Origin of the sequence: Stenotrophomonas maltophilia (genome assembly GCF_047782825.1) — a bacterium.
Taxonomy (GTDB): domain Bacteria; phylum Pseudomonadota; class Gammaproteobacteria; order Xanthomonadales; family Xanthomonadaceae; genus Stenotrophomonas.
Genome location: NZ_CP180589.1, coordinates 2,139,958 through 2,159,688 on the forward strand (window position 1 = coordinate 2,139,958; position 19,731 = coordinate 2,159,688).

Sequence of the window (19,731 nt, forward strand, 5' to 3'; positions counted from 1 at the left end):
GCTCTATGGATAGAATCGAGAGGTTCCCAACGTGAGACGATCATGACAGCTTCGTCCCCCATGCCCAGCATGCTAACCGATCAACTGCGCCAGTCCCTGCGCAACGCACAGGATCAGGTCAATGCACTGGTGCTCGGCAAGGTGCCGGAAGTCAGGCTGGCTTTCGTCGCCCTGCTGTCCGGTGGGCACCTGCTCATCGAAGACCTGCCCGGCCTGGGCAAGACCACGCTGGCCCACGCACTGGCCAGCAGCCTGGGCCTGAACTTCCAGCGCGTGCAGTTCACCTCCGATCTGCTGCCGGCCGATGTGCTGGGCGTGTCGGTGTACGACGCCGGCAGCCGCCAGTTCCAGTTCCATCCCGGCCCGGTGTTTTCGCATGTGCTGCTGGCCGACGAGATCAACCGCGCGCCGCCGCGCACGCAGAGCGCGCTGCTGGAAGCCATGGCCGAGCAGCAGGTAACCCTCGATGGGCAGACCCATCCCCTGCCCGACCCGTTCTTCGTCATCGCCACGCAGAACCCGGTTGACCTGTCCGGCACCTTCCCGCTGCCCGATTCGCAGCTGGACCGCTTCCTGCTGCGCCTGGCGATGGGCTATCCCAGCCCGCAGGCCGAACGCGAGCTGCTGCGTGGCACCGACCGCCGCGACCTGATCGCCCGCGCGCTACCGCAGCTGGACGACAACCAGGTGCGCCAGCTGCGCGATGCCGTCGGCCAGATCCATGTCAGCGACGCACTGGTGGATTACGTGCAGGCGCTGCTGACCCGCAGCCGCCAGCATGCCGGCGTGCGCGTGGGCCTGTCGCCGCGTGCCGGCCTGGCCCTGCTGCGCGCGGCCAAGGCACATGCGCTGCTGCTGGGCCGTGGCCACGTGGTTCCCGAAGACGTGCAGACTCTGTTCGTCGCCGTGGCCGGGCACCGCCTGGTGGGCGAAGCCGAATCGAGTTCGGGACCGGCGCTGGCACGCGCCATCCTGCAGTCCGTCGCGGTCGACTGAGCATGGCCACACGCGGCTCCCGACTATGGCAACTGGCGCGGCCGCGCGCGCCCGAGGCATTGCCGCAGCGGCTCGATCGCCGCCGCATCTATGTGCTGCCCACCCGCTTCGGGCTGTTCGTGGCGGTGCTGCTGGCAGCAATGCTGCTGGGTGCACTGAACTACAACAACAACCCGGCCCTGTTGCTGGCCCTGCTGCTGGCTGCGGCAGCCATCGCCAGCACCATCGCCGCGCACCTGCAGCTGTCCGGGGTGCAGGTCGATGCAATCTCGGCCGAACCGGTCGCCGCCGGCCAGCCGCTGCGCCTGCGCGTGGACCTGTCGCTGCGCGACCCGCGTGCGCGGCACGGACTGGAACTGCAGGTGGGCGACAGCCAGGCCTGGACCGACCTGCCCGCGCAGGGGCGTGGCGAAGTGGAACTGGACATTCCCACCGAACGGCGGGGCTGGCTGGACCTGCCGCGCATGCGCCTGTCCAGCACCCAGCCACTGGGGCTGGTGCGTGCCTGGTCGTGGGTCTGGCCCGAGCAACCACTGCTGGTCTACCCGGTGGCCGAATCACATGCACCGCCCCTGCCCGAGCAGGGCAGCGACCCGCTGCACACCCGCGCCCATGCCAGCGGCGAAGAACTGCACCAGCTTCGCCCTTACCGCGCCGGCGACCCGCCGCGCACCATCGCCTGGAAGCACTCGGCGCGGCGCGACACGCTGCTGGTGCGCGAATACGAGAAGCCGGTCGGCATCGAGGTGGTGCTGGATTGGCGCGCACTGCCATCGCTGTCGACCGAAGCCCGCATTTCGCGCCTGGCGCGCTGGGTGGACGATGCCGAGCGCGAAGGCCGGCGCTATACCCTGCGGCTGCCCCTGCAGCCGGCCATTGGTCCCGGCCAAGGTGCCGGCCACCACCATCTGTGCCTGCGGGCGCTGGCGTTGATGCCGCATGACTGAGCCCGCCCTTCTGCTGGACCGCAACGCGCGCGGCTGGACCCTGGCCAGCGCGGCCCTGGCCCTGCTGCCGCTGCTGCTGCAGTTGCCGGAGATGCTGGCGGTCCTGATCGCCGTGACCGCCCTCGCCACCGCCGCGCTGTCGCAGCGGCGCGTGCTGCCCATCCCCGTGCGCCTGCTGCTGGTGATGGCCATGCTTGCGGCCATCGTCTGGCAGATGGGCGCGGTGCGGCCCGGCCGCGATACCGGCTGTGCGCTGCTGGCCGCGATGCTGGCGATCAAGTCCAGCGAGCTGCGCAGCCTGCGCGATGCGCGCAGCCTGCTGGGCTTTTCCCTGTTCGCCCCGTTCGCTGCCTTCCTGCTCGACCAGGGGCCGTTGACCACAGTGCTGGCCGCACTGGCCGGCATCAGCGCCCTGCTCGCCCTGCAGCGGCTGGCGCAGGGCGAGGGCCGCAGCGCACCGGTACCGCTGCGCGGCCAGCTGCGTGGCGTCGGCCGCCTGCTGCTGATCGGCCTGCCGCTGGCACTGGCCTGCTTCTGGTTGTTCCCGCGGCTGGACACCCCGCTGTGGGGCATCCCCGACCGCGCGGTGAGTGCGCCCGGCCTGTCCGACACGATGGAACCGGACCAGTGGCTGGACCTGATGGCCGATGACACTCCGGCGCTGCGCGTGAAGTTCTTCGGCGCGGTGCCCGTACCGGAACAGCGCTACTGGCGCGGCCCGGTGCTGACCCGCTTCGATGGCCACGTCTGGCGCCGCGACCGTGCGGCGGACCGCATGCCGCCTGCCAACGTGGCCTACCAGGGCAAGGGCTGGGATTACCAGATCGACTACGAACCCACCGACCGCCGCCTGCTGGTGGCGCTGGACCTGCCCACCGCCGCCCCCGAAGGCAGCCAGCTCAATGCCGAAATGAGCCTGGCCAGCCAGAGCAACCTGTCGGCGCTGACCCGCTGGCGCCTGCATTCGGCGCCGTCCACGCGTTTCGACAGCGAACTGTCGGCCTACCAGCGCCAGGCCGCGCTGCAGTTGCCGGACAACTTCAACCCGCGCACGGCAACCCTGGCCCGGCAGTGGCGGCAGGAAGCAGGCAGCGATGACGCCGCCGTGGTGCGCCGCGCGCTGACCTGGATCACGGCCGACTTCTCCTACACGCTGGACAGCCCGGTCGCCGGCCGCGACCCGGTCGATGCGTTCCTCTTCGACTACAAGGCCGGCTTCTGCCAGCACTTCAGTTCGGCCTTCGTGGTGCTCATGCGCAATGCCGGCATCCCCGCGCGCGTGGTCACCGGCTTCGCCGGCGGCACCCGCAACCGCATCGGCGACTACTGGGTGGTGCGACGCATGGATGCCCACGCCTGGGCCGAGGTCTGGCTGCCGCAGCGCGGCTGGGTACGGGTGGACCCGACCGCCGCAGTCGCGCCCGAGCGCATCCTGGACACGCTGGAGAGCCGTTTGCAGGACGGTCCCGACGCGGGCCTGCAGCAGCGTTGGCTGCAGATGGGCCAGGTGGGCGACTGGCTGCGCCGGGGCTGGAATGATCTGGTGCTGTCCTTTGACGCGAACAGCCAGACCCGCCTGCTGCAGCCCTTGGGCCTGGACGACCTGAAACCTGGACAGCTGCTGGCCGGGTTCGTGACCACCGCGTTGCTGGCGCTGGGCTGGATGGCGTGGCTGCTGGCCCGCGGCGAACGCGAACGCGATCCCCTGCTGCGCGCCTGGCACCGGCTGGGCCAGCGCTATGTGCGCCTTGGCCTGGGCCGCGAAACCCACGAACCGGCCCTGGCCTGGGCGCAGCGGGTCCACGCCCAGCGCCCCGACCCGGCCCTGATCGCACTCAGCCAGCGTTTCGCCGAAGCGCGCTACGCTGGCACTCGTACCGAGCTCGCCCCATTATTGCGGGACCTGCGCAGGCATCGCCCGACTTCCGGAGCCTCTTCATGAACACCAAGTTCCTTCTTACTGCCATGGCCACGCTGGCCCTGTCGGCCTGCGCCACGGCCCCCAAGCCGCTGCAGGGGCAGTTCAGCGTCGTATCCCCGCGCGACTCGGTCAACACCCAGCAGGTCGGCACCCCGGTGCGCTGGGGCGGCCGCATCATCGAAACCAAGCCCGGCCAGGGCGAGACCTGCTTCGAGATGATCTCGCGCCCGCTCAACGGCAGCGGCCGCCCGAACACCACCTCGTCCGACGCCAGCGACGGCCGCTTCATCGCCTGCCGTGCCGGCTTCTACGACCCGGCCGTGTTCGAGGCCGGTCGCGACGTGACCTTCATCGGCAAGATCGATGGTTACGCCAACACCCGCATTGGTGATTACGACTACCGCCTGCCCAAGCTGGCCGCCGACGTGATCTACCTGTGGCCGGAACAGCGCCAGGTGGACGTGGTGCCCTACCCCTATGGTCCCTATGGCCCGTGGGGCCCGGGCCCGTACTGGGGCGGCTATGGTCGCTGGGGCTGGTGGTGATCGCGCCCCGCAGCGCATGACGGAAAGGCCGCCTTCGGGCGGCCTTTTTCGTACCCGTCCACGCAGGGCCTGGAGGGTGAGGCTTGCCTCAACGCCCCGGCGTACCGAAATGCCCCAGCGGCGCACCGGCCAGCAGGTGCATGTGGATATGGAACACGGTCTGCCCGGCATGCTCGCGGCAGTTCATCACGATGCGGTAGCCGTCCTGGGCCAGGCCTTCACGGCGGGCATAGTCAGCCGCGGCCAGGGCCAGCTTGCCGATCAGGTGCGCCTGCGAGGGCTGCAGGTCATCCAGGGTCGGAATGATCTCGTTCTTCGGAATGAACAGCACGTGCACCGGCGCCTGCGGCGCGATGTCCTTGAAGCCCAGCACCTCGTCATCCTCATAGACGATGGTGGCCGGGATCTCGCGACGGATGATCTTGCTGAAGAGGGTTTCGGTGCTCATGGTCGGCCTCGGCGGGGTGACCCGGCATTGTATGCAACCACCCCTGCCACACGCGCGTGATGACGCGCACGAAGTGGCCGATCAGTCGCGGAATTCGCTGCGGGTGCCGAAGGCGTGGGACAGGGTGCCGCGGTCCACGTACTCCAGTTCGCCGCCCAGCGGCAGGCCCTGGGCCAACCGGCTCGGCTGCACCTGGCGCGCGCGCGCCAGCTGGGCCAGGTAATGCGCGGTCGCCTCGCCTTCCACGGTGGCACTGGTGGCGATGATCAGCTCCTGCACTTCGCCCTGCGCCAGGCGCTGTTCCAGCTGTTCCAGGCCAAGCTCGCGCGGGCCGATGCCATCCAGCGGCGACAGCCTTCCCTGCAGCACGAAGTACACCCCACGGAAGCCGGTGGCGTTCTCGATCGCCAGACGGTCGGCCGGCGATTCGACCACGCACAGCTGGCTGCGCTCGCGGCTGGTGTTGGCGCAGGTCGGGCACAGCTCGCTTTCGCTGAAATCGCGGCACTGCGCGCAGTGGCCGATGCGTTCAACGGCCAGCGCCAGCGCTTCGGCCAGCCGCTGGCCACCTTCGCGCTCACGCTCGAGCAGGTGGTAGGCCATGCGCTGCGCGGTCTTCTGGCCGACGCCAGGCAGCACCCGCAGTGCGTCGATCAATTGTTCAAGCAGGGGTGCAGACACGGCGGCATGCTTTCATTGCGTCGAGCACGCTCGACAGCTGTTTGTAGAGTCGAGCCATGCCCGACAGCTGTTTGTAGAGTCGAGCCATGCTCGACTGAAGGTTGGAACAGTCGAGCAAGCTTGACTCTACAGAATCCGTGGCACCCGGTTGCACGGGTACCACGCTGGACATCAGAACGGCATCTTCATGCCCGGCGGCAGCTGCATGCCGGCGGTGGCCGAACCCATCTTCGACTTGGATTCCACGTCGATCTTGTTCGAGGCATCGTTGAAGGCGGCAGCGATCAGGTCTTCCAGCATTTCCGGGTCGCTGGTCAGCGACGGATCGATGCGCACCTTGCGGCACTCCTTGGCGCCGGTCAGGGTCACGCTGACCATGCCGCCACCGGCGCTGCCGGTCACTTCGATCTTGGCGATTTCTTCCTGGGCCTTCTGCAGGTTTTCCTGCATCTTCTGGGCCTGCTGCATCAGTTGGGCGATATTGCCGCGCATAGTGTCTTACTCGTCAAAAGAACGGATGGAATCGGTAACGACCCGGGCGCCATGCTGCTGGATCAGCAGCTGGACTTCCGGATCGTCCATGAAGGTAGCCTCCGCCACCTGCTGGCGCTCGCCACGCTGGCGGTCGGCGCGCTGGTGCAGGGTCTCGGCCGGGACGTGTTCGGTCTCGACCGTCTCGACCACGATCCGCGGTGCCTGGCCGAGGGCCTTTTCCAGCATCTCGCCCAGGGCGGACAGCGCGCGTTCGGAACGCAGGTACTCAAATCCGGGCGAAAGGCCCAGTTTCAAGGTGCCGTGCTGGCAACTGATGAAGGCCGCATTGGCTGCCAGCTGCCGCGACGGGCCACTCAGGCCGCTGTTGGCGACCAGGTCCAGCCAATCTTCAGCCGTGGCCAGATCGGAGATGCCCTCCTGCGGCGCCGGCGCGCGCTGCGCGGCCGGTTCGGGCGGAGCGATGGCGATGCCTTCGGCACGGAACGCGCGCTCCGGCTCCGGCTCCGGCTCCGGCTCCGGCGCAGCCGGGGCAGAAGCCGGCGCCGGCGGCTCATGCCAGGGCGCGACCATGGCCGCATCCGGGGTAGCGATCTCGGCTGCCAGCGCCACATCGCGGGCCTCGGCCTCGTCGGTGGCCCACGGCGGCAGGTCATCGGCACCGGCGGTATCAGCAGCCTCGCCGGGCTGCGGCGCAGGCGCCGCCTTCACCGGCGGCGGTGACGCGGGCTCTTCCACCGGAACCGGCTCAGGCTCAGGTTCCGGCGTCGGCTCGGGTTGCGGGGCCGGCTCAGGTTCGGGTTCAGGCTCGCGCGGCGCCGCCTGCACCGGTGTGGCCACCTCGGCCGCCCCTGGGCCTGCCGCGGCACTGGCCGCTGCTGCCGGCACCGCCTCATGACCACCGGCGCCTGCGCCACCCCCGGTCGCGTTGCCGCCCGGCATGCCGCCGGCAGCCGCTTCAACCGTCTTCGGCACCGGCGGCACCGCAGCGGCTGGCCGGAAGGCCAGCATGCGCAGCACGGCCATCTCGAAGCCCGCGCGTGGGCTCGGCGCCAGCGGCAGGTCACGGCGGCCGTTCAGGGCCATCTGGTACCAGAGCTGCACCACTTCCGGGCGCAGGCGCTCGGCGAATGCCGCCGCATCCAGGCCTTCGGCAGCGGCAGCGGCCCCCGGCACCAGCTGCTGCACCTGGATACGGTGCAGGCCTTCGGCCAGTGCTTCCAGCACGCCACTCCAGTCCGGCGAGAATTCCGCCAGCGCGGCCACCACCTGCAGCAGGCGCGGGCCATCGCCCTCGGCCAGCGCATCCAGCATGGCCGCCACCTGGGTGCGGTCGACCGTACCCAGCATGGTGCGCACCACGTCCTCACGCAGCGCACCGCCGGCATAGGCAATCGCCTGGTCCAGCAGCGACAGGCCATCGCGCAGGCTGCCGTCGGCGGCCTTGGCCAGCTGCACGATGGCCGTGCTGTCGGCCTCGATCTCCTCAGCCGCCAGGATGCGGGTCATCTGCCCCTGGATCTGCTCTTCATCCAGGCGCTTGAGGTTGAACTGCAGGCAGCGGCTGAGCACGGTGACCGGCAGCTTCTGCGGATCGGTGGTGGCCAGCAGGAACTTCACGTGTTCCGGCGGCTCTTCCAGCGTCTTCAGCAGCGCATTGAACGCCGCCTTGGACAGCATGTGCACTTCGTCGATCAGGTAGACCTTGTACTTGCCACGCGAGGGCATGTACTGGGCGTTTTCGATCACTTCGCGCACATCATCCACGCCGGTGTTGGACGCGGCATCGATTTCCAGCAGGTCGATGTAACGGCCAGCATCGATGTCCAGGCAGGCCGCGCACTGGCCGCACGGGTCGGCGCTGGTGCCCTGTTCGCAGTTCAGCGATTTGGCGAAGATGCGCGCGATGGTGGTCTTGCCCACGCCGCGCGTACCGGTGAACAGGAACGCATGGTGGACCCGGCCACTGTCCAGCGCATTACTGAGCGCACGGACCACGTGTTCCTGGCCCACCAGCTCGGCAAAACGCTTCGGACGCCACTTGCGGGCAAGGACGAGATAGGACATCAGGCCACCGTCTTCCATCGGATGTTCCATTGTGCCATGCCTGTCCAGCCCCCTCGCCTCCGGCACGCCCGCTGCACATCGATGACTGGGGGTGCTTGTGTACTGCCGCGCCGCCCGCTAGAATCTGCGCCCCTGCTGAGGCGTTTGCCGATGGCAGGGATCCGGAGAGGTGTCCGAGTGGTTGAAGGAGCACGCCTGGAAAGTGTGTAAGCGTCTAAACCGCGCTTCGGGGGTTCGAATCCCCCTCTCTCCGCCAGATAAATAAAAAAGGCTGCCCTTCGGGCGGCCTTTTTTATTTATCTGGCGGGGGACGCGAAGTGCGCTGCGCGCGCTTCGCCCCAAACCTTGCCGGCCTCTCCCCGCCCCTGTCGGGGCAGCCCCTCAACAGAGGGGCTTGTTACTCCAGATGCGGCATCGGATCCGTGCTGCTCGTGGATGATTCCGCCGCTACAGGACGCGCAGGATTTCAAAACTGAACAAAACCTGAAAAATCGCTATCGTAGGCGCCGTCATCCTCGCCTGGCCCTTCGCCCCATGAGCTCGACCGACAGCGTGCACGCCGTTCTGCCCGAGGCCGCATCCGCGGCGCATGGCGCCTGCGAAAACTGCGATACCGCCCTGCATGGCCACTACTGCCATCGCTGCGGGCAGTCCTCGCACAATCCGCTCAAGCACGTGGGCCATGCCATCGAGGAAGTCTTCGAATCGTTCTGGCACCTGGACGGGCGCATCTTCCGCACGCTGCGCGATCTGTGGGTGCCGGGCCGCATTGCGTCGAACTACCTCAAGGGCCGCCGGGTGGGTTATGTGCAGCCGTTGCGACTGTTCGTGATCCTCACCCTCTTCACCTTCTTCATCGGCAAGCTGTTCGTGCACGTGGACGACTTCAGCGTGGGCAGTGGCAACAACTCGCCGTTCGCCAAGGCCACCACGGTCGAGCAGGTCGAAGCGGCGCGCTCGCAGCAGCTGGCCCAGATCGACCAGCAGGCCAAGGCAACGACAGGCGGCAGCGCGGGGTTCGCCGTGGCCAGGGCAGCGGTGAATGCCGCCGCTGCGCAGCGCAGGGCCGAGCTTGGCGCCGGCACTGCTGCAACGACGCCCGACGCCAGGGAAGGCTACGGCACCTTCTTCGACTACACCGTCAACGGCAAGCGCTGGGATGCGGATACCAATCCCATCGTACTTGCCGGCCTGCCGCAGTTCGCCAACCACTGGCTCAACCGGCGCCTGCAGAACGGCAACGTCAACATCCAGCGCATGGGGGGCAAGACCGATCTGTACATGCAGGCGATCCTGACCGCACTGCCCGGCGCGCTGTTCTTCCTGATGCCGATCTTCGCGCTGGTGCTGCGCGTGGCCTACATCCCGCGGGCGATGGGCTATCTGGAACATCTGGTGGTGGCGCTGTACAGCCACTGCTGGTTGATGATGGTGGTGCTGGTGACCTTCGTCATCGCCGCGGTCAGCAGCGCCGTCGCCTCACCCGGCTTCAGCCTGGCCAGCCAGTGGCTGTATGCGCTGCTGTGGCTGTCCGTTCCGGTCTACCTGCTGTTGATGCAGCAGCGGGTGTACGGCGGCAACAAGGTGCTGACCCTGCTGCGCTACTTCGGCATTGGTGGCGTGTACTTCCTGCTGGTGAACTTCGTGGTGATGTACGCGGTGCTGGCCGGCATCTCGGCCTGATGCCGGCACCTGCGCAGTGGCCTAGCGCCGGTTGCCCTTGAGGGTCTGCACGCCACCCATGATGAAGAACACGCCCAGCAGCGCGCCCAGCAGGGTCATGCCCCACAACGCGCCGGCGCTGTCGACCACTGCGGTGGCCTGCGCGCGCTCTGGCAGGTACAGCACGCGCACGGCTTCACCCTTCTCGTAGCCGAAGATCAGGCCGTTCTGCGGGTAGGAAACCTGCTGGCCATCGGCCGTGGTGAAGCCCACCTGCGGGTGCGAACCCCCTGCGTTGAGGTGCTCCACCCGGCCGGCAGCGACCTGCGCCACGCGCAGGAAGTCCATGCGCGATTTCACCTCGTTGCCGCAAAACGCCAGGCTGACCAGCCCGATCAGGCTGAACAGGAGACCCAGCGCGATGGCGGTGGGTCGGGAATCGGGAGTGACCTGCATCATTGATTGCATCCTTGCTGCGTGCTGCATCCAGCGGCCAGTCTCCACCAGCCGCGCCCGCTGCCATGTTCGGGCAGCGACCCCAGGAAATCCAGTCATCGATGCACGGCACCTCCTCAGGTTCTGCCCCGAGGAAGTGCCGTTGCCTGCATCAGAACCCGACGCGCAGGTTCAACTGGCCACCGATATCGCTGCGGCCATCGCCGTGCTCGCCCTGCACGAACAGCGACAGCTGGCTGCTGCGGCCCAGGCCCACGGCCACGCCCAGCTGGCTGACCACCGCGTTGCGGGCAAAGCGCGCACCGTACACGTCGAACGCATCGCCACCGACAGCGAAGCGCTGGCGGCTGGCCACATCGGTATCGCCGGTGGTGTGCTGCCAGCCCACGCCCGCAGTCAGCTGGGCCGGGAAGCGTTCACCGCTGCCCACGTCCCAGCGCCCGCGCACGCCCACGGTGCTCACGTTCAAGGTGTGCTTGCCCCCTTCCACCACCAGCGCTGCGCTGCCGCCCTGCTCTACCGCGCTGTCGCTGTCCAGCCAATGGCGGCTGAAGTTCACGTAAGGCTGCAGCTGCGCACGGCCCGTGCCCCAGGTCCAGGCGGCTTCGACCTGGGCGATGGTGACGTCGGCATCCTGTCGGCTGTACAGCGTCTGCTGCAGCAGCGGCACCTCGCGGGTGGTGCGCGTACGGTAGTCACCGCGCGATACGCTGCCACCCACGCTGAAGGCATTCCATTGGCCCTGCGCATAGACGCCGTAGGTATTGCCGCGGGTCTTGGCGCGCGAATCGCGATCGTACAGGCGCGTATCCATCCGCTCGCTGCCCGCGGCCACGCCGATCACCGCGTGGTCGCCCAGGTTCCAGTCGACGCCCGCCATGGCGGCGTTGCGGTTGTTGCGGATTTCATCGCCATTGCCATCGCCATCCTGGCGCGACACCTTGCCACTGCCGGCCAGCCAGGCCGACGCGCGCTGGCCACGAACGCTGGGCAGTTCATTGCCCAGGCGCTGGCGGATGCCTTCTTCCAGGTAGCTGTCACGCAGCAGCACCGCGCGGGTCGCCGCATGCGTTTCGCCGGACAACTGGGTGAACGCTTCGCGTGCGGTGTCGGCGTCATAGCCCAGCAGGGTGTTGTACAGCGCCAGCGCATCGCCGGTCTGCGGCAGGCTGTCCAGCGCCGAGGCCACGCCCAGCTCATTGCGGGTCCGCGCAACGCTGACGAAGTCGGCGGTCTGCGCCACGTCGATCTCCAGCTGCGCGGCATTGGCCGAATACACCGGCGTCAGCGACAGGAAGGCCGAGGTGGTCGTGGGCGGAGTGAACTGGCCTGTGACCCCGCCGCTGGCGTTGAGGATCGCGTAGCGCTTGCCCAGCTGATAGCTGGTGCGCGGATCGATGCCGTTGACCACCACGGTGGCACCCCCGATGTTGGCCGTGCCGCCCACCTGCACGGTATCGCTGCCACCGGCGCCCAGATCCACGCCCAGCGTGCTGCCCGGTGACAGGGTCAGGTTGCCACCGATGGTGATGGTTCCCACGCCATTGCCCGTGCCACTGCTGTTGCCCGGTCCATTGCCCGGCGACAGCGTACCGCCCGTGGCAACGGTGACCCCGCCCCCGGTACCGCCCACCGTGCCGGTACCCGACAGCGTGTTGCCGCTGCCGATATTCCACTGGCCGCCGATGTTGCCTGTGACATTCAGCCCACCACCGGTGACCTGGCCGGTACCGGTGAAGCCACCGCTGTTGCCCCCCAGAGTGAGAGTGCCCGGGCCAGACTGCACGATGCTGCCGCCACCGCTGATCGTGCCGCCCAGCGTGGTGCTGCCGCTGGTGTTGATCACCAGGCCACCGTTGTTGGTGATGTCGCCGCCGATCGCACCGCTGGCCCCACCGTTGCCGACATGTACGGTGCCGCCGGCGTTGATGGTGGTGCCGCCGGTATAGGTGTTGTTGCCGGTCAGGGTCAGTGTGCCGGTGCCGGCCTGGGTCAGGCCGCCACTGCCGCTGATGGTGCCACCAACGGCGGTGTCACCGCCCACATCGAACACCAGGCTGCCGTTGTTGCTGACGTTGCCGGTGATCGCGCCGCTGGTGCCGCCGTTGCCGATCTGCAGGGTGCCACCGCTGTTGATGGTGGTGCCGCCGGTGTAGCCGTTGTTGCCGGTCAGGGTGAGCGTGCCGCTGCCGGCCTGGGTCAGGCCGCCGCTGCCGCTGATGGTGCCGCCGACGGTGGTGTTGCCCCCCACGTTGTAGACCAGGCTGCCGTTGTTGCTGATGTCGCCGGCGATCGCACCGCTGGCGCCACCATTGCCCACCTGCAGGGTACTGCCACCGTTGATGGTGGTGGTGCCGGTATAGGTGTTGTTGCCGGTCACGGTGAGGGTGCCACCGCCGGCCTGGGTCAGCCCGCCCGCGCCGCTGATCGTGCCGCCCAGCGTGCTGGCCGAGGACAGGTTCACCACCAGCGCGCCATCGTTGAGCACGTCGCCGGCGATGCTGCCGGTGCTGCCCCCGTTGCCAAGCTGCAGCGTACTGCCGCCGTTGATGGTGGTGCCGCCGGTGTAGGTGTTGGTGCCGGTCAGCGTCAGCGTGCCGGTACCGCCCTGCACCAGCCCGCCACCGCCACTGATCGTGCCGCCGAAGGTGGTGCTGGCATTGTTGCCGCCGGTGGTCAGCGTGCCCGCGCCGAGGCTGACCGTGGAGCCGGTGACGCCGGCCAGGCCGCCGATGTTCTGGTTGCCGGCAGCGCTCAGGTCCAGTGTCGCCGGACCGGCCAGGTTGACCGTACTGGCCGCCGACAGGTTGCCCGCCGCGCCCACCGCCAGGGTGCCGCTGTTGACGGTGGTCGCGCCGGTGTAGCTGCTGGTACCGCCCAGCGTCACCGTCGCCCCACCCTCCTTCAGCAGGCCGCCCGCGCCGGCGATGTCGCCGTCCAGGGTCAGCGCCGTGCTGCCCAGCAGGGTGAGCGTGCCGGCGCCGAGCTGCACGTTGTTGCCTACCGTCACCGCCGAGGCAGCATCCAGCGTGGCATCACCACCCACGGTCAGTGCACCCGTGCCGAGCGCACCGTTGTTGCCCAGCACCAGGCCGCCGGCATTGAGACCCACGCCACCGCCGAAGCTGTTGTTGCCGCTCAGGGTCAACACACCGGCACCGTTCTTCACCAGGCCGCCGGTGCCGGTCAGATCACCGGCGAAGGTGCTGTTGGCCCCGGCATTGGTGGTCAGCGTGCTGCCGCCCAGGCTGACCGTGCTGCCGGCCACGCCGGCCAGGGTACCGATCTGCTGGTTGCCGGCAGCGGTGATGTCGAAGATCGTGCCGGCGTTGGCCAGGGTGACCGCGCCGGTCGCCGCCAGGCTGCCACCGGGACCGATCGCCAGTGTGCCGGCGTTGATGGTGGTGCCGCCGGTGAAGGTGTTGGTACCGGTAAGGGTTTCGGTGCCGGTGCCGACCTTGACCAGGCCACCGGTGCCGCCGATCGAACCACTGAAGGTGCCGTTGCTGGCATCACCGATGGTCAGCGTGTTCGCGCCCAGGTTGACCGTGCCGTTGCCGATGAGCGTGCCGAACTGCTGGGTGCCATTGCCGGCGGACAGATCGAACGTTGCCCCGGTGGCCAGGTTGACGATGCCCGACGCCGCCAGGCTGGCGCCAGCACCCAGTGCCAGCGTGCCTTCGTTGATGAAGGTCCCGCCGGTATAGGTGTTGGTCCCGTTCAGTACCAGCGTCGCCACACCGTCCTTGGTCAGGCTGCCGGTACCGCTGATGTTGCCGTTGAGGGTGATGTCATTGTTGCCAAGTACGCTCAGCCCGGCATTGAGCACCACGTTGTTGGCCAGGGTGACCGCGGTGCCCGCGTCCAGCGTCGAGGCGCCGCCAACGGTCAGCACACCAGTACCCAGCGCGGCGTTGTTGCCCACCACCAGTCCACCGGCGTTGAGGGTCACGCCACCGCCGAAGGTGCTGGCCCCGTTGAGGGTCTGCACCCCACTGCCGTTCTTGATCAGCCCACCGGCGCCACCGAGGGTGCCGTCGAAGGTGCTGTCGGTGGTACCGCCCAGGGTGAGCGTGCTGCCACCCAGCGCCACCGTGCTGCCGGCCACGCCCGCCAGCGAACCGATGCTCTGGTTGCCACCTGCGGAAATGTCCAGCGTGCCGGCACCGGCCAGGTTCACCGCACCGGTCGAGGCCAGGCTGCCGCCGGCGCCGATGGCCAGCGTGCCATTGTTGATGGTGGTCCCGCCGCTGAAGCTGTTGGCCCCGGTCAGGGTGAGCGTGGCCGCACCATCCTTGATCAACGCGCCGCCGCCACTGATCACCCCGCCCAGCGTCATCGCATTGCTGCCCAGCACGTCCAGTGCCGCGCCCGCCACCAGACCGATGTCGTTGCCCACGTTGATGCCTGCGGTGCTGTCCAGCGTGGCGTTGCCGCCCACCGTCAGCGCGCCGGTACCCAGCGCACCATCATTGCCCAGCAGCAGCCCACCGGCATTGAGCGCCACGCCACCGCTGAAGGTGCTGGCACCGCCCAGGGTCTGGATGCCCGCGCCATTCTTGACCAGTCCGCCGGTTCCGGCGATCACGCCGTCATACACGCCGTTGCCGACGCCACCGAGGGTGAGCGTGTTGCCTCCCAGCGCAACCGTGCTGCCGGCCACGCCATTGAGCAGACCGATGCTCTGGTTGCCACCACCGGCAATATCGAAACCGGTACCTGCGGCCGCCAGGTTGACCGCACCACTTGCGGCCAGGCTGCCACCGGCACCGATGGCCAGGATGCCGGCATTGATGAGGGTGCCACCGGTATAGGTATTGGTGCCGGTCAGGGTTTCAGTACCCGTACCCACCTTGACCAGGCCACCGGTACCGGCAATCGAACCACTGAAGACACCGTTGGTCGGGCCACCCACTTCAATGGAATTGGCACCCAGGTTGACGGTGCCGCTGCCGGTCAGCGTGCCGAAGATCTGCGTGCCGTTGCCGGCCGACAGATCCAGCGTCGCGCCGCTGGCCAGGTTGACCACGCCGGTCGAGGCCAGGCTGGCGCCGCCCCCCAGCGCCAGCGTGCCCGCATTGACGTTGGTGCCACCGGTATAGGTGTTGGTGCCGTTCAAGGTCAGCGTCGACGCACCGTCCTTGATCAGGCTGCCACTGCCGGAAATCACGCCATTGAGGATCAGGTCGTTGCTGCCCAGCACGTTCAGCCCGGCATTGAGCACGATGTTGTTGGCCAGGGTGACCAGCCCGCTGGTATCCAGGCTCGATGCGCCGCCGACGGTGAGCGCACCGCTGCCGATCGCAGCATCGTTGCCCAGCACCAGGCCACCGGCATTGAGGACCACACCACCATTGAAGCTGCTGGCGCCGGACAGGGTCTGCACGCCGCTGCCGACCTTGATCAGTCCGCCGCCGCCACTGATTGCGCCATCGAATACGCCGTTGGCTGCACCGCCGAAGGTAAGCGAGTTACCACCCAGCGCCACCGTGGTTCCAGCGACACCGTTGAAGCTGCCAATGGTCTGGTTGCTGCTGGCACCGGAAATATCGAAGCCGGCACCGGCCACGCCCAGGGTGACGCCGCCGCTGGTGGCCAGGCTGCCACCCGCGCCCAGCGACAGCACGCCACCGTTGATGGTGGTGCCGCCGGTATAGGTATTCGCACCGGTCAGTGTCAGTCCGGCAGCGCCGTTCTTGGTCAATGCACCGGTGCCGGACAGCACACCCCCCAGTGTCAGCGCATTGCTGCCCTGCAGGGCCAGCGTGCTGCCCGCGCCCAGGCCGATGTTGTTGGCCAGGTTCAACGCTGCGCTGTTGTCGAGCGTCGCACTGCCCCCCAACGCCAGCGCGCCGGTGCCCAGCGCGCCGCTGTTGCCCAGCACCAGGCCGCCGGCATTCAAGGTCACCCCGCCAGTGAATCCGTTTGCGCCATTGAGCGTGAGCAGCCCCGCGCCGTTTTTCACCAGCGCGCCGGCACCGCTGATCTGGCCGCCCAGGCTGAGCGCATTGCTGCCGGTCAGTGTCAGCGCTGCGCCGCTGCCCAGGTTGACCGCATTGCCCAGCACCAGCGGAACCGTGCCGTCCAGGCTGGCGCTGCCGCCCACCGACAATGCGCCGGTACCCAGTGCGCCACTGTTGCCCAGCACCAGGCTGCCGGCGTTGAGGGTCAGCCCGCCACCGAAGGTATTGGCCCCGTTGAGGGTCAGCACGGTGGCACCGTTCTTCACCAGGCTGCCGGCACCACTCACCACGCCGCCCAGCGTCACGTTCTGGCTACCGGCCAGCGTGAGCGTGGCCCCGCTGCCCAGTGCAACCGTGTTGGCCAGGCTGAGCGCGCTCGAGCCATCCAGCAGTACCGCACCGCCGATGTTCAATCCGCCGGTGCCGGCCGACGCGCTGCTGCCCAGCAGCAGGCTGCCACCGTTGAGGTTGAGGCCACCACTGAAGGTGTTGTTGCCGGTCAGGGTCAGCTGCGGAACGCCATTGGTGGTCAGGCTGCCGGTGCCGCCGATGACACCGCCCAGCGTCAGGTTCTGGCCCCCCTGCAGGGTAAGCGCCGCATTGAGGTTCACGTTGTTGGCCAGGGTGAGCGCCGTGGTGCCGGCCAGGGTGGCCGCGCCATTGACACTCAACGCGCCGGTGCCGATCGCACCGCTGTTGCCCAGCACCAGGCCACCGGCATTGATCGCCAGGCCGCCACTGAAGGTGTTGGCACCGGTCAGCGTCTGCACACCGGCGCCGTTCTTGACCAGGCCGCCGGTGCCACTGATCACGCCGGCGAAACTCTGGTTGGTTGCATCACCAAAGGTGAGCGTGTTGGCCCCCAGCACCACGTTGGTACCCACCACACCGGACAGCGCACCGATGGTCTGGTTGCCGCCCAGGGTCAGGTCCAGCGCCGCGCCGGCGCCGCTCAGGCTGACCGCGCCGGTTTCAGCCAGGCGACCGCCACTGCCCATCGCCACGGTGCCGCCGGCGATGTTCAGGCCACCGGTGAAAGTATTGGCACCGGTCAGCGTCAGTGTCGAGGCACCACTCTTGATCAGGCTGCCATTGCCTTCCAGCACGCCGCCAAGGGTCAGCGGCTGGCCGCCCAGCACGTTGAGCGAGGCACCTGAAGCCAGGTTGATGTTGTTGGTCACCGCCAGCGCAGCAGTGGCATCGAGCGTGGCGGCGGTGTTGATGGTCAACGCGCCGTTGCCCAGCGCGGTGTTGTTGCCCAGCAACAATCCGCCACCGTTGACGACCACGCCACCACCGAACGTATTGGCGCCATTCAAGGTCAGCAGCGATGCGCCGTTCTTGATCAGGTTGCCGGTGCCGGAAATCACCCCATTGAGCACCAGCGGTTGCCCGCCGACCAGCCCCAGCGAGCCGCCCGCGCCCAGCGCGATGCTGTTGCCCAGGGTGAGCGGCGCGGTGCCATCCAGCGTGACTTCGCCACCTACACTGAGCGGGCCCGTACCCAGCGCGTTGTTGTTGCCCAGCAGCAGGCCGCCTGCATTGAGCGCCACGCCGCCAGTAAACGTGTTGTTACCGGTGAGGGTCTGGATGCCACTGCCCACCTTCACCAGGCGGCCACCACTGCCGGCGATGGTTCCGGCAAAGGAATTGCTGGTGTTCAGTCCGCCGAAGGTCAGTGCGTTGCCCCCCAGGCTCAAGGTGCCACCCAGGCCCGCCAACGACCCGACGGTCTGGCTGGCGCCTGCGGACAGGTCCAGCGTCGAGCCGGTGGCGATGTTCAGCGCACTGGTCGGCGACAGGCTGGCGCCGGCACCGAGCGCTACACCGCCGCCGCCTACAGTCAGGTTGCCGCCCAGTGCATAGCCGCCGCCCAGGGTCAGCAGGCCGGTGCCGTTCTTGGTCAGGTTGCCCGCCCCGGTCACGGCACCGGTGAGCGTCAGCGCCTGGCTGCCGCCCAGGGTCAGGGTATTGCCCGTGGCAATGGTGATCGGATTGATCAGCGTGTACGCGCCCTGCGTGTCCAGGCTGGCCGAGCCGCCGACCGCCAGCGTTCCGGTTCCCAGCGCATTGGCGTTGCCGAGCAGCAAACCACCGGCATTGAGGTTGACGCCGCCCTGGAACGTATTGGCACCGGACAGGGTCACCACGCCGGTGTTGTTGACGGTCAGGCCACCCGCACCGGACAGCACCCCACCCAGACCGAACGCGTTGGTACCGCCCAGCGTCAGCCGCCCGCTGGTGAGACCGAAGGCATTGCCCAGGGTCAGGCTGCTGCCCGAGGCTGCCAGCGCGCCGCCTGAGGCCGTCACCGGCCCTGTACCGAGCGAGGCGTTGTTGTTGAAGTTGACCAGGCCGTCGACCAGGGTGGCCGATGTGCCGTTCCACGCGCCCTGCAGGTTCCAGGTGCCACTGTTGACGGTCAGCCCTTCGAAGCCCACGAAGTTGGGCCAGGCGATGGTAGTCACCGCCCCGCCGGTGCCCGAACCGGGGCCGGCAGCAATGTTCTGCAGGACCAGTCGATCACTGGTCCCGTCGCCGCCGTTGACCTGGCCGGCGGCGGCCAGATTGATGTTCAGGCCCACTGCGCCGAGTGACACACCGACACCAGTGCCGGTGCTGGCAACGCTGGAACCGGAGACCGCGGTGTAGGTATTGCCCGGCACCGAATTGCCCAGGTGCACGCTGCCGCTGATCGTGCCCGCATTGAGCACGCTGTTGCCGGTCGCGCCGAGCGAGGGAGCGAACGCCACGCGGCCGGTGATGTTACCGGTCGTCGAATTGGTCAGCACCGTGCGCGCGCCACCATAGCTGACGATGACCGGCGCATCGGACAGGGTGATGCCCACCGGGGCATTCATGCCGATGGCCGCGTCGTTGTTGATGGTGGTGGTGCCGCCGGTGTAGTTCTGGGCAAGGATGGCCTGGCCATCCAGCCCCAGCAGCCCGAGCACCGTGGTCGAACCGCGGATGATGCCGCCGGTCTGGTTGTTCACCGTAATGGTGTTAGCCGTCGTGCTGCCATTGCCCAGGGTCATGCCCGCGCCGAGTACGCCCACGCCCAGCAGCAGCTGTGGGTCGACCGTGCCCTGGTTGTTTACCGTGATGCCAGTGCCGTTGAGGATCACCGGGCTGCCCAGCAGCGACGAGACCTGCGCAGTGGGCTGGATATTCAAGGTGACGCCGTTGATCGATGAATTGATCCCGCCGGCAGCGCCAGGCGCGCAGGTAATGACGGTGCCGGCCGTGGTGCACAACGCGAAGGCCGAACCACTGGCCAGCGTAGCCGCCAATGCCAACGACAACTGCTGGATTCGGATTACCCGGCCGGTGCTGGACCGCGCACCTCCCGCTGGATTCCGCGCCACTTCCGAAGCCACCTGCATGACGCCAAGGGCGCGATTGAAAACCAGACGGTAAATGCGGTTCATCTATGAATCTCCATGATTTGACCGGTCACACAACGGGTTTCATGGGTTTTTCAAGGTGAAGGCCGCCCGTCCTGTTCCGGGCGGGAACAAGACATACCCTGCAGCATTGGATCGAACGTCAC

Annotated in this window: 11 protein-coding genes and 1 tRNA gene; 6 read left to right on the forward strand and 6 right to left on the reverse strand. The window is 68.1% G+C overall.

From position 1 onward, the window contains the following. Positions 1-42 precede the first annotated feature (42 nt). Genes ACM2ZB_RS10020 through ACM2ZB_RS10035 form a run of 4 tightly spaced genes read left to right on the forward strand, consistent with a single transcriptional unit; the run spans position 43 to position 4,409 of the window. Positions 43-996, forward strand: a complete 954-nt coding sequence (locus ACM2ZB_RS10020; RefSeq protein ID WP_416058378.1) for an AAA family ATPase — start codon at positions 43-45, stop codon at positions 994-996. Positions 997-998: 2 nt separating this feature from the next. Beyond that, positions 999-1,943, forward strand: a complete 945-nt coding sequence (locus tag ACM2ZB_RS10025) for a DUF58 domain-containing protein (protein ID WP_416058379.1) — start codon at positions 999-1,001, stop codon at positions 1,941-1,943. After that, positions 1,936-3,885 (forward strand): transglutaminaseTgpA domain-containing protein, encoded by a 1,950-nt coding sequence (locus tag ACM2ZB_RS10030; protein WP_416058380.1) that lies wholly within the window; start codon positions 1,936-1,938, stop codon positions 3,883-3,885. Before ACM2ZB_RS10025 ends, ACM2ZB_RS10030 begins: the two co-directional genes overlap by 8 nt. Further along, positions 3,882-4,409 (forward strand): Slp family lipoprotein, encoded by a 528-nt coding sequence (locus ACM2ZB_RS10035; protein WP_313434947.1) that lies wholly within the window; start codon positions 3,882-3,884, stop codon positions 4,407-4,409. The genes ACM2ZB_RS10030 and ACM2ZB_RS10035 overlap by 4 nt, the downstream gene beginning before the upstream one ends. An 88-nt stretch (positions 4,410-4,497) precedes the next feature. Here the strand turns inward: ACM2ZB_RS10035 and ACM2ZB_RS10040 are convergent, their stop codons facing one another. From ACM2ZB_RS10040 to dnaX, 4 genes are all read right to left on the reverse strand, one after another. Continuing rightward, positions 4,498-4,857 (reverse strand): histidine triad nucleotide-binding protein, encoded by a 360-nt coding sequence (locus ACM2ZB_RS10040; RefSeq protein WP_313434945.1) that lies wholly within the window; start codon positions 4,855-4,857, stop codon positions 4,498-4,500. An 81-nt stretch (positions 4,858-4,938) separates the two neighbouring features. After that, positions 4,939-5,538, reverse strand: a complete 600-nt coding sequence (recR, locus tag ACM2ZB_RS10045; protein WP_313434943.1) for a recombination mediator RecR — start codon at positions 5,536-5,538, stop codon at positions 4,939-4,941. Between the two features lie 171 nt (positions 5,539-5,709). Next, positions 5,710-6,030 carry a YbaB/EbfC family nucleoid-associated protein gene (locus ACM2ZB_RS10050; protein WP_313434941.1) on the reverse strand — a complete coding sequence of 107 codons (321 nt, stop codon included), beginning with the start codon at positions 6,028-6,030 and terminating at the stop codon, positions 5,710-5,712. A gap of 6 nt (positions 6,031-6,036) precedes the next feature. Beyond that, on the reverse strand, positions 6,037-8,115 hold the full coding sequence (gene dnaX / locus ACM2ZB_RS10055) for a DNA polymerase III subunit gamma/tau (RefSeq protein WP_416058540.1): 2,079 nt from the start codon (positions 8,113-8,115) through the stop codon (positions 6,037-6,039). A gap of 145 nt (positions 8,116-8,260) precedes the next feature. On the opposite strand from dnaX, the gene ACM2ZB_RS10060 reads away from it, so the two are divergent. After that, positions 8,261-8,353 (forward strand) — tRNA-Ser (locus ACM2ZB_RS10060). Positions 8,354-8,631: 278 nt separating this feature from the next. Further along, positions 8,632-9,780 (forward strand): DUF3667 domain-containing protein, encoded by a 1,149-nt coding sequence (locus tag ACM2ZB_RS10065; RefSeq protein WP_416058381.1) that lies wholly within the window; start codon positions 8,632-8,634, stop codon positions 9,778-9,780. A gap of 21 nt (positions 9,781-9,801) precedes the next feature. Here ACM2ZB_RS10065 and ACM2ZB_RS10070 read toward each other — a convergent pair whose 3' ends face one another. Together ACM2ZB_RS10070 and ACM2ZB_RS10075 are read right to left on the reverse strand one after the other, a co-directional pair. Next, positions 9,802-10,218 carry a DUF3592 domain-containing protein gene (locus ACM2ZB_RS10070; protein ID WP_416058382.1) on the reverse strand — a complete coding sequence of 139 codons (417 nt, stop codon included), beginning with the start codon at positions 10,216-10,218 and terminating at the stop codon, positions 9,802-9,804. Positions 10,219-10,366: 148 nt separating this feature from the next. Next, positions 10,367-19,609: an autotransporter-associated beta strand repeat-containing protein gene (locus ACM2ZB_RS10075; RefSeq protein ID WP_416058383.1), complete on the reverse strand. Its 9,243-nt coding sequence runs from the start codon at positions 19,607-19,609 to the stop codon at positions 10,367-10,369. Between the last annotated feature and the right edge of the window lie 122 nt (positions 19,610-19,731).

What these genes read in the sequence shown, in the direction of transcription:
- ACM2ZB_RS10030 (WP_416058380.1), top strand. Translation starts at nt 1,936, where the DNA reads ATGACTGAGCCCGCCCTTCTGCTGGACCGCAACGCGCGCGGCTGGACC.
- ACM2ZB_RS10025 (WP_416058379.1), top strand. Translation starts at nt 999, where the DNA reads ATGGCCACACGCGGCTCCCGACTATGGCAACTGGCGCGGCCGCGCGCG.
- ACM2ZB_RS10020 (WP_416058378.1), top strand. Translation starts at nt 43, where the DNA reads ATGACAGCTTCGTCCCCCATGCCCAGCATGCTAACCGATCAACTGCGC.
- ACM2ZB_RS10065 (WP_416058381.1), top strand. Translation starts at nt 8,632, where the DNA reads ATGAGCTCGACCGACAGCGTGCACGCCGTTCTGCCCGAGGCCGCATCC.
- dnaX (WP_416058540.1), bottom strand. Translation starts at nt 8,115, where the DNA reads ATGGAAGACGGTGGCCTGATGTCCTATCTCGTCCTTGCCCGCAAGTGG.
- ACM2ZB_RS10035 (WP_313434947.1), top strand. Translation starts at nt 3,882, where the DNA reads ATGAACACCAAGTTCCTTCTTACTGCCATGGCCACGCTGGCCCTGTCG.
- ACM2ZB_RS10040 (WP_313434945.1), bottom strand. Translation starts at nt 4,857, where the DNA reads ATGAGCACCGAAACCCTCTTCAGCAAGATCATCCGTCGCGAGATCCCG.
- ACM2ZB_RS10070 (WP_416058382.1), bottom strand. Translation starts at nt 10,218, where the DNA reads ATGATGCAGGTCACTCCCGATTCCCGACCCACCGCCATCGCGCTGGGT.
- ACM2ZB_RS10050 (WP_313434941.1), bottom strand. Translation starts at nt 6,030, where the DNA reads ATGCGCGGCAATATCGCCCAACTGATGCAGCAGGCCCAGAAGATGCAG.
- ACM2ZB_RS10075 (WP_416058383.1), bottom strand. Translation starts at nt 19,609, where the DNA reads ATGAACCGCATTTACCGTCTGGTTTTCAATCGCGCCCTTGGCGTCATG.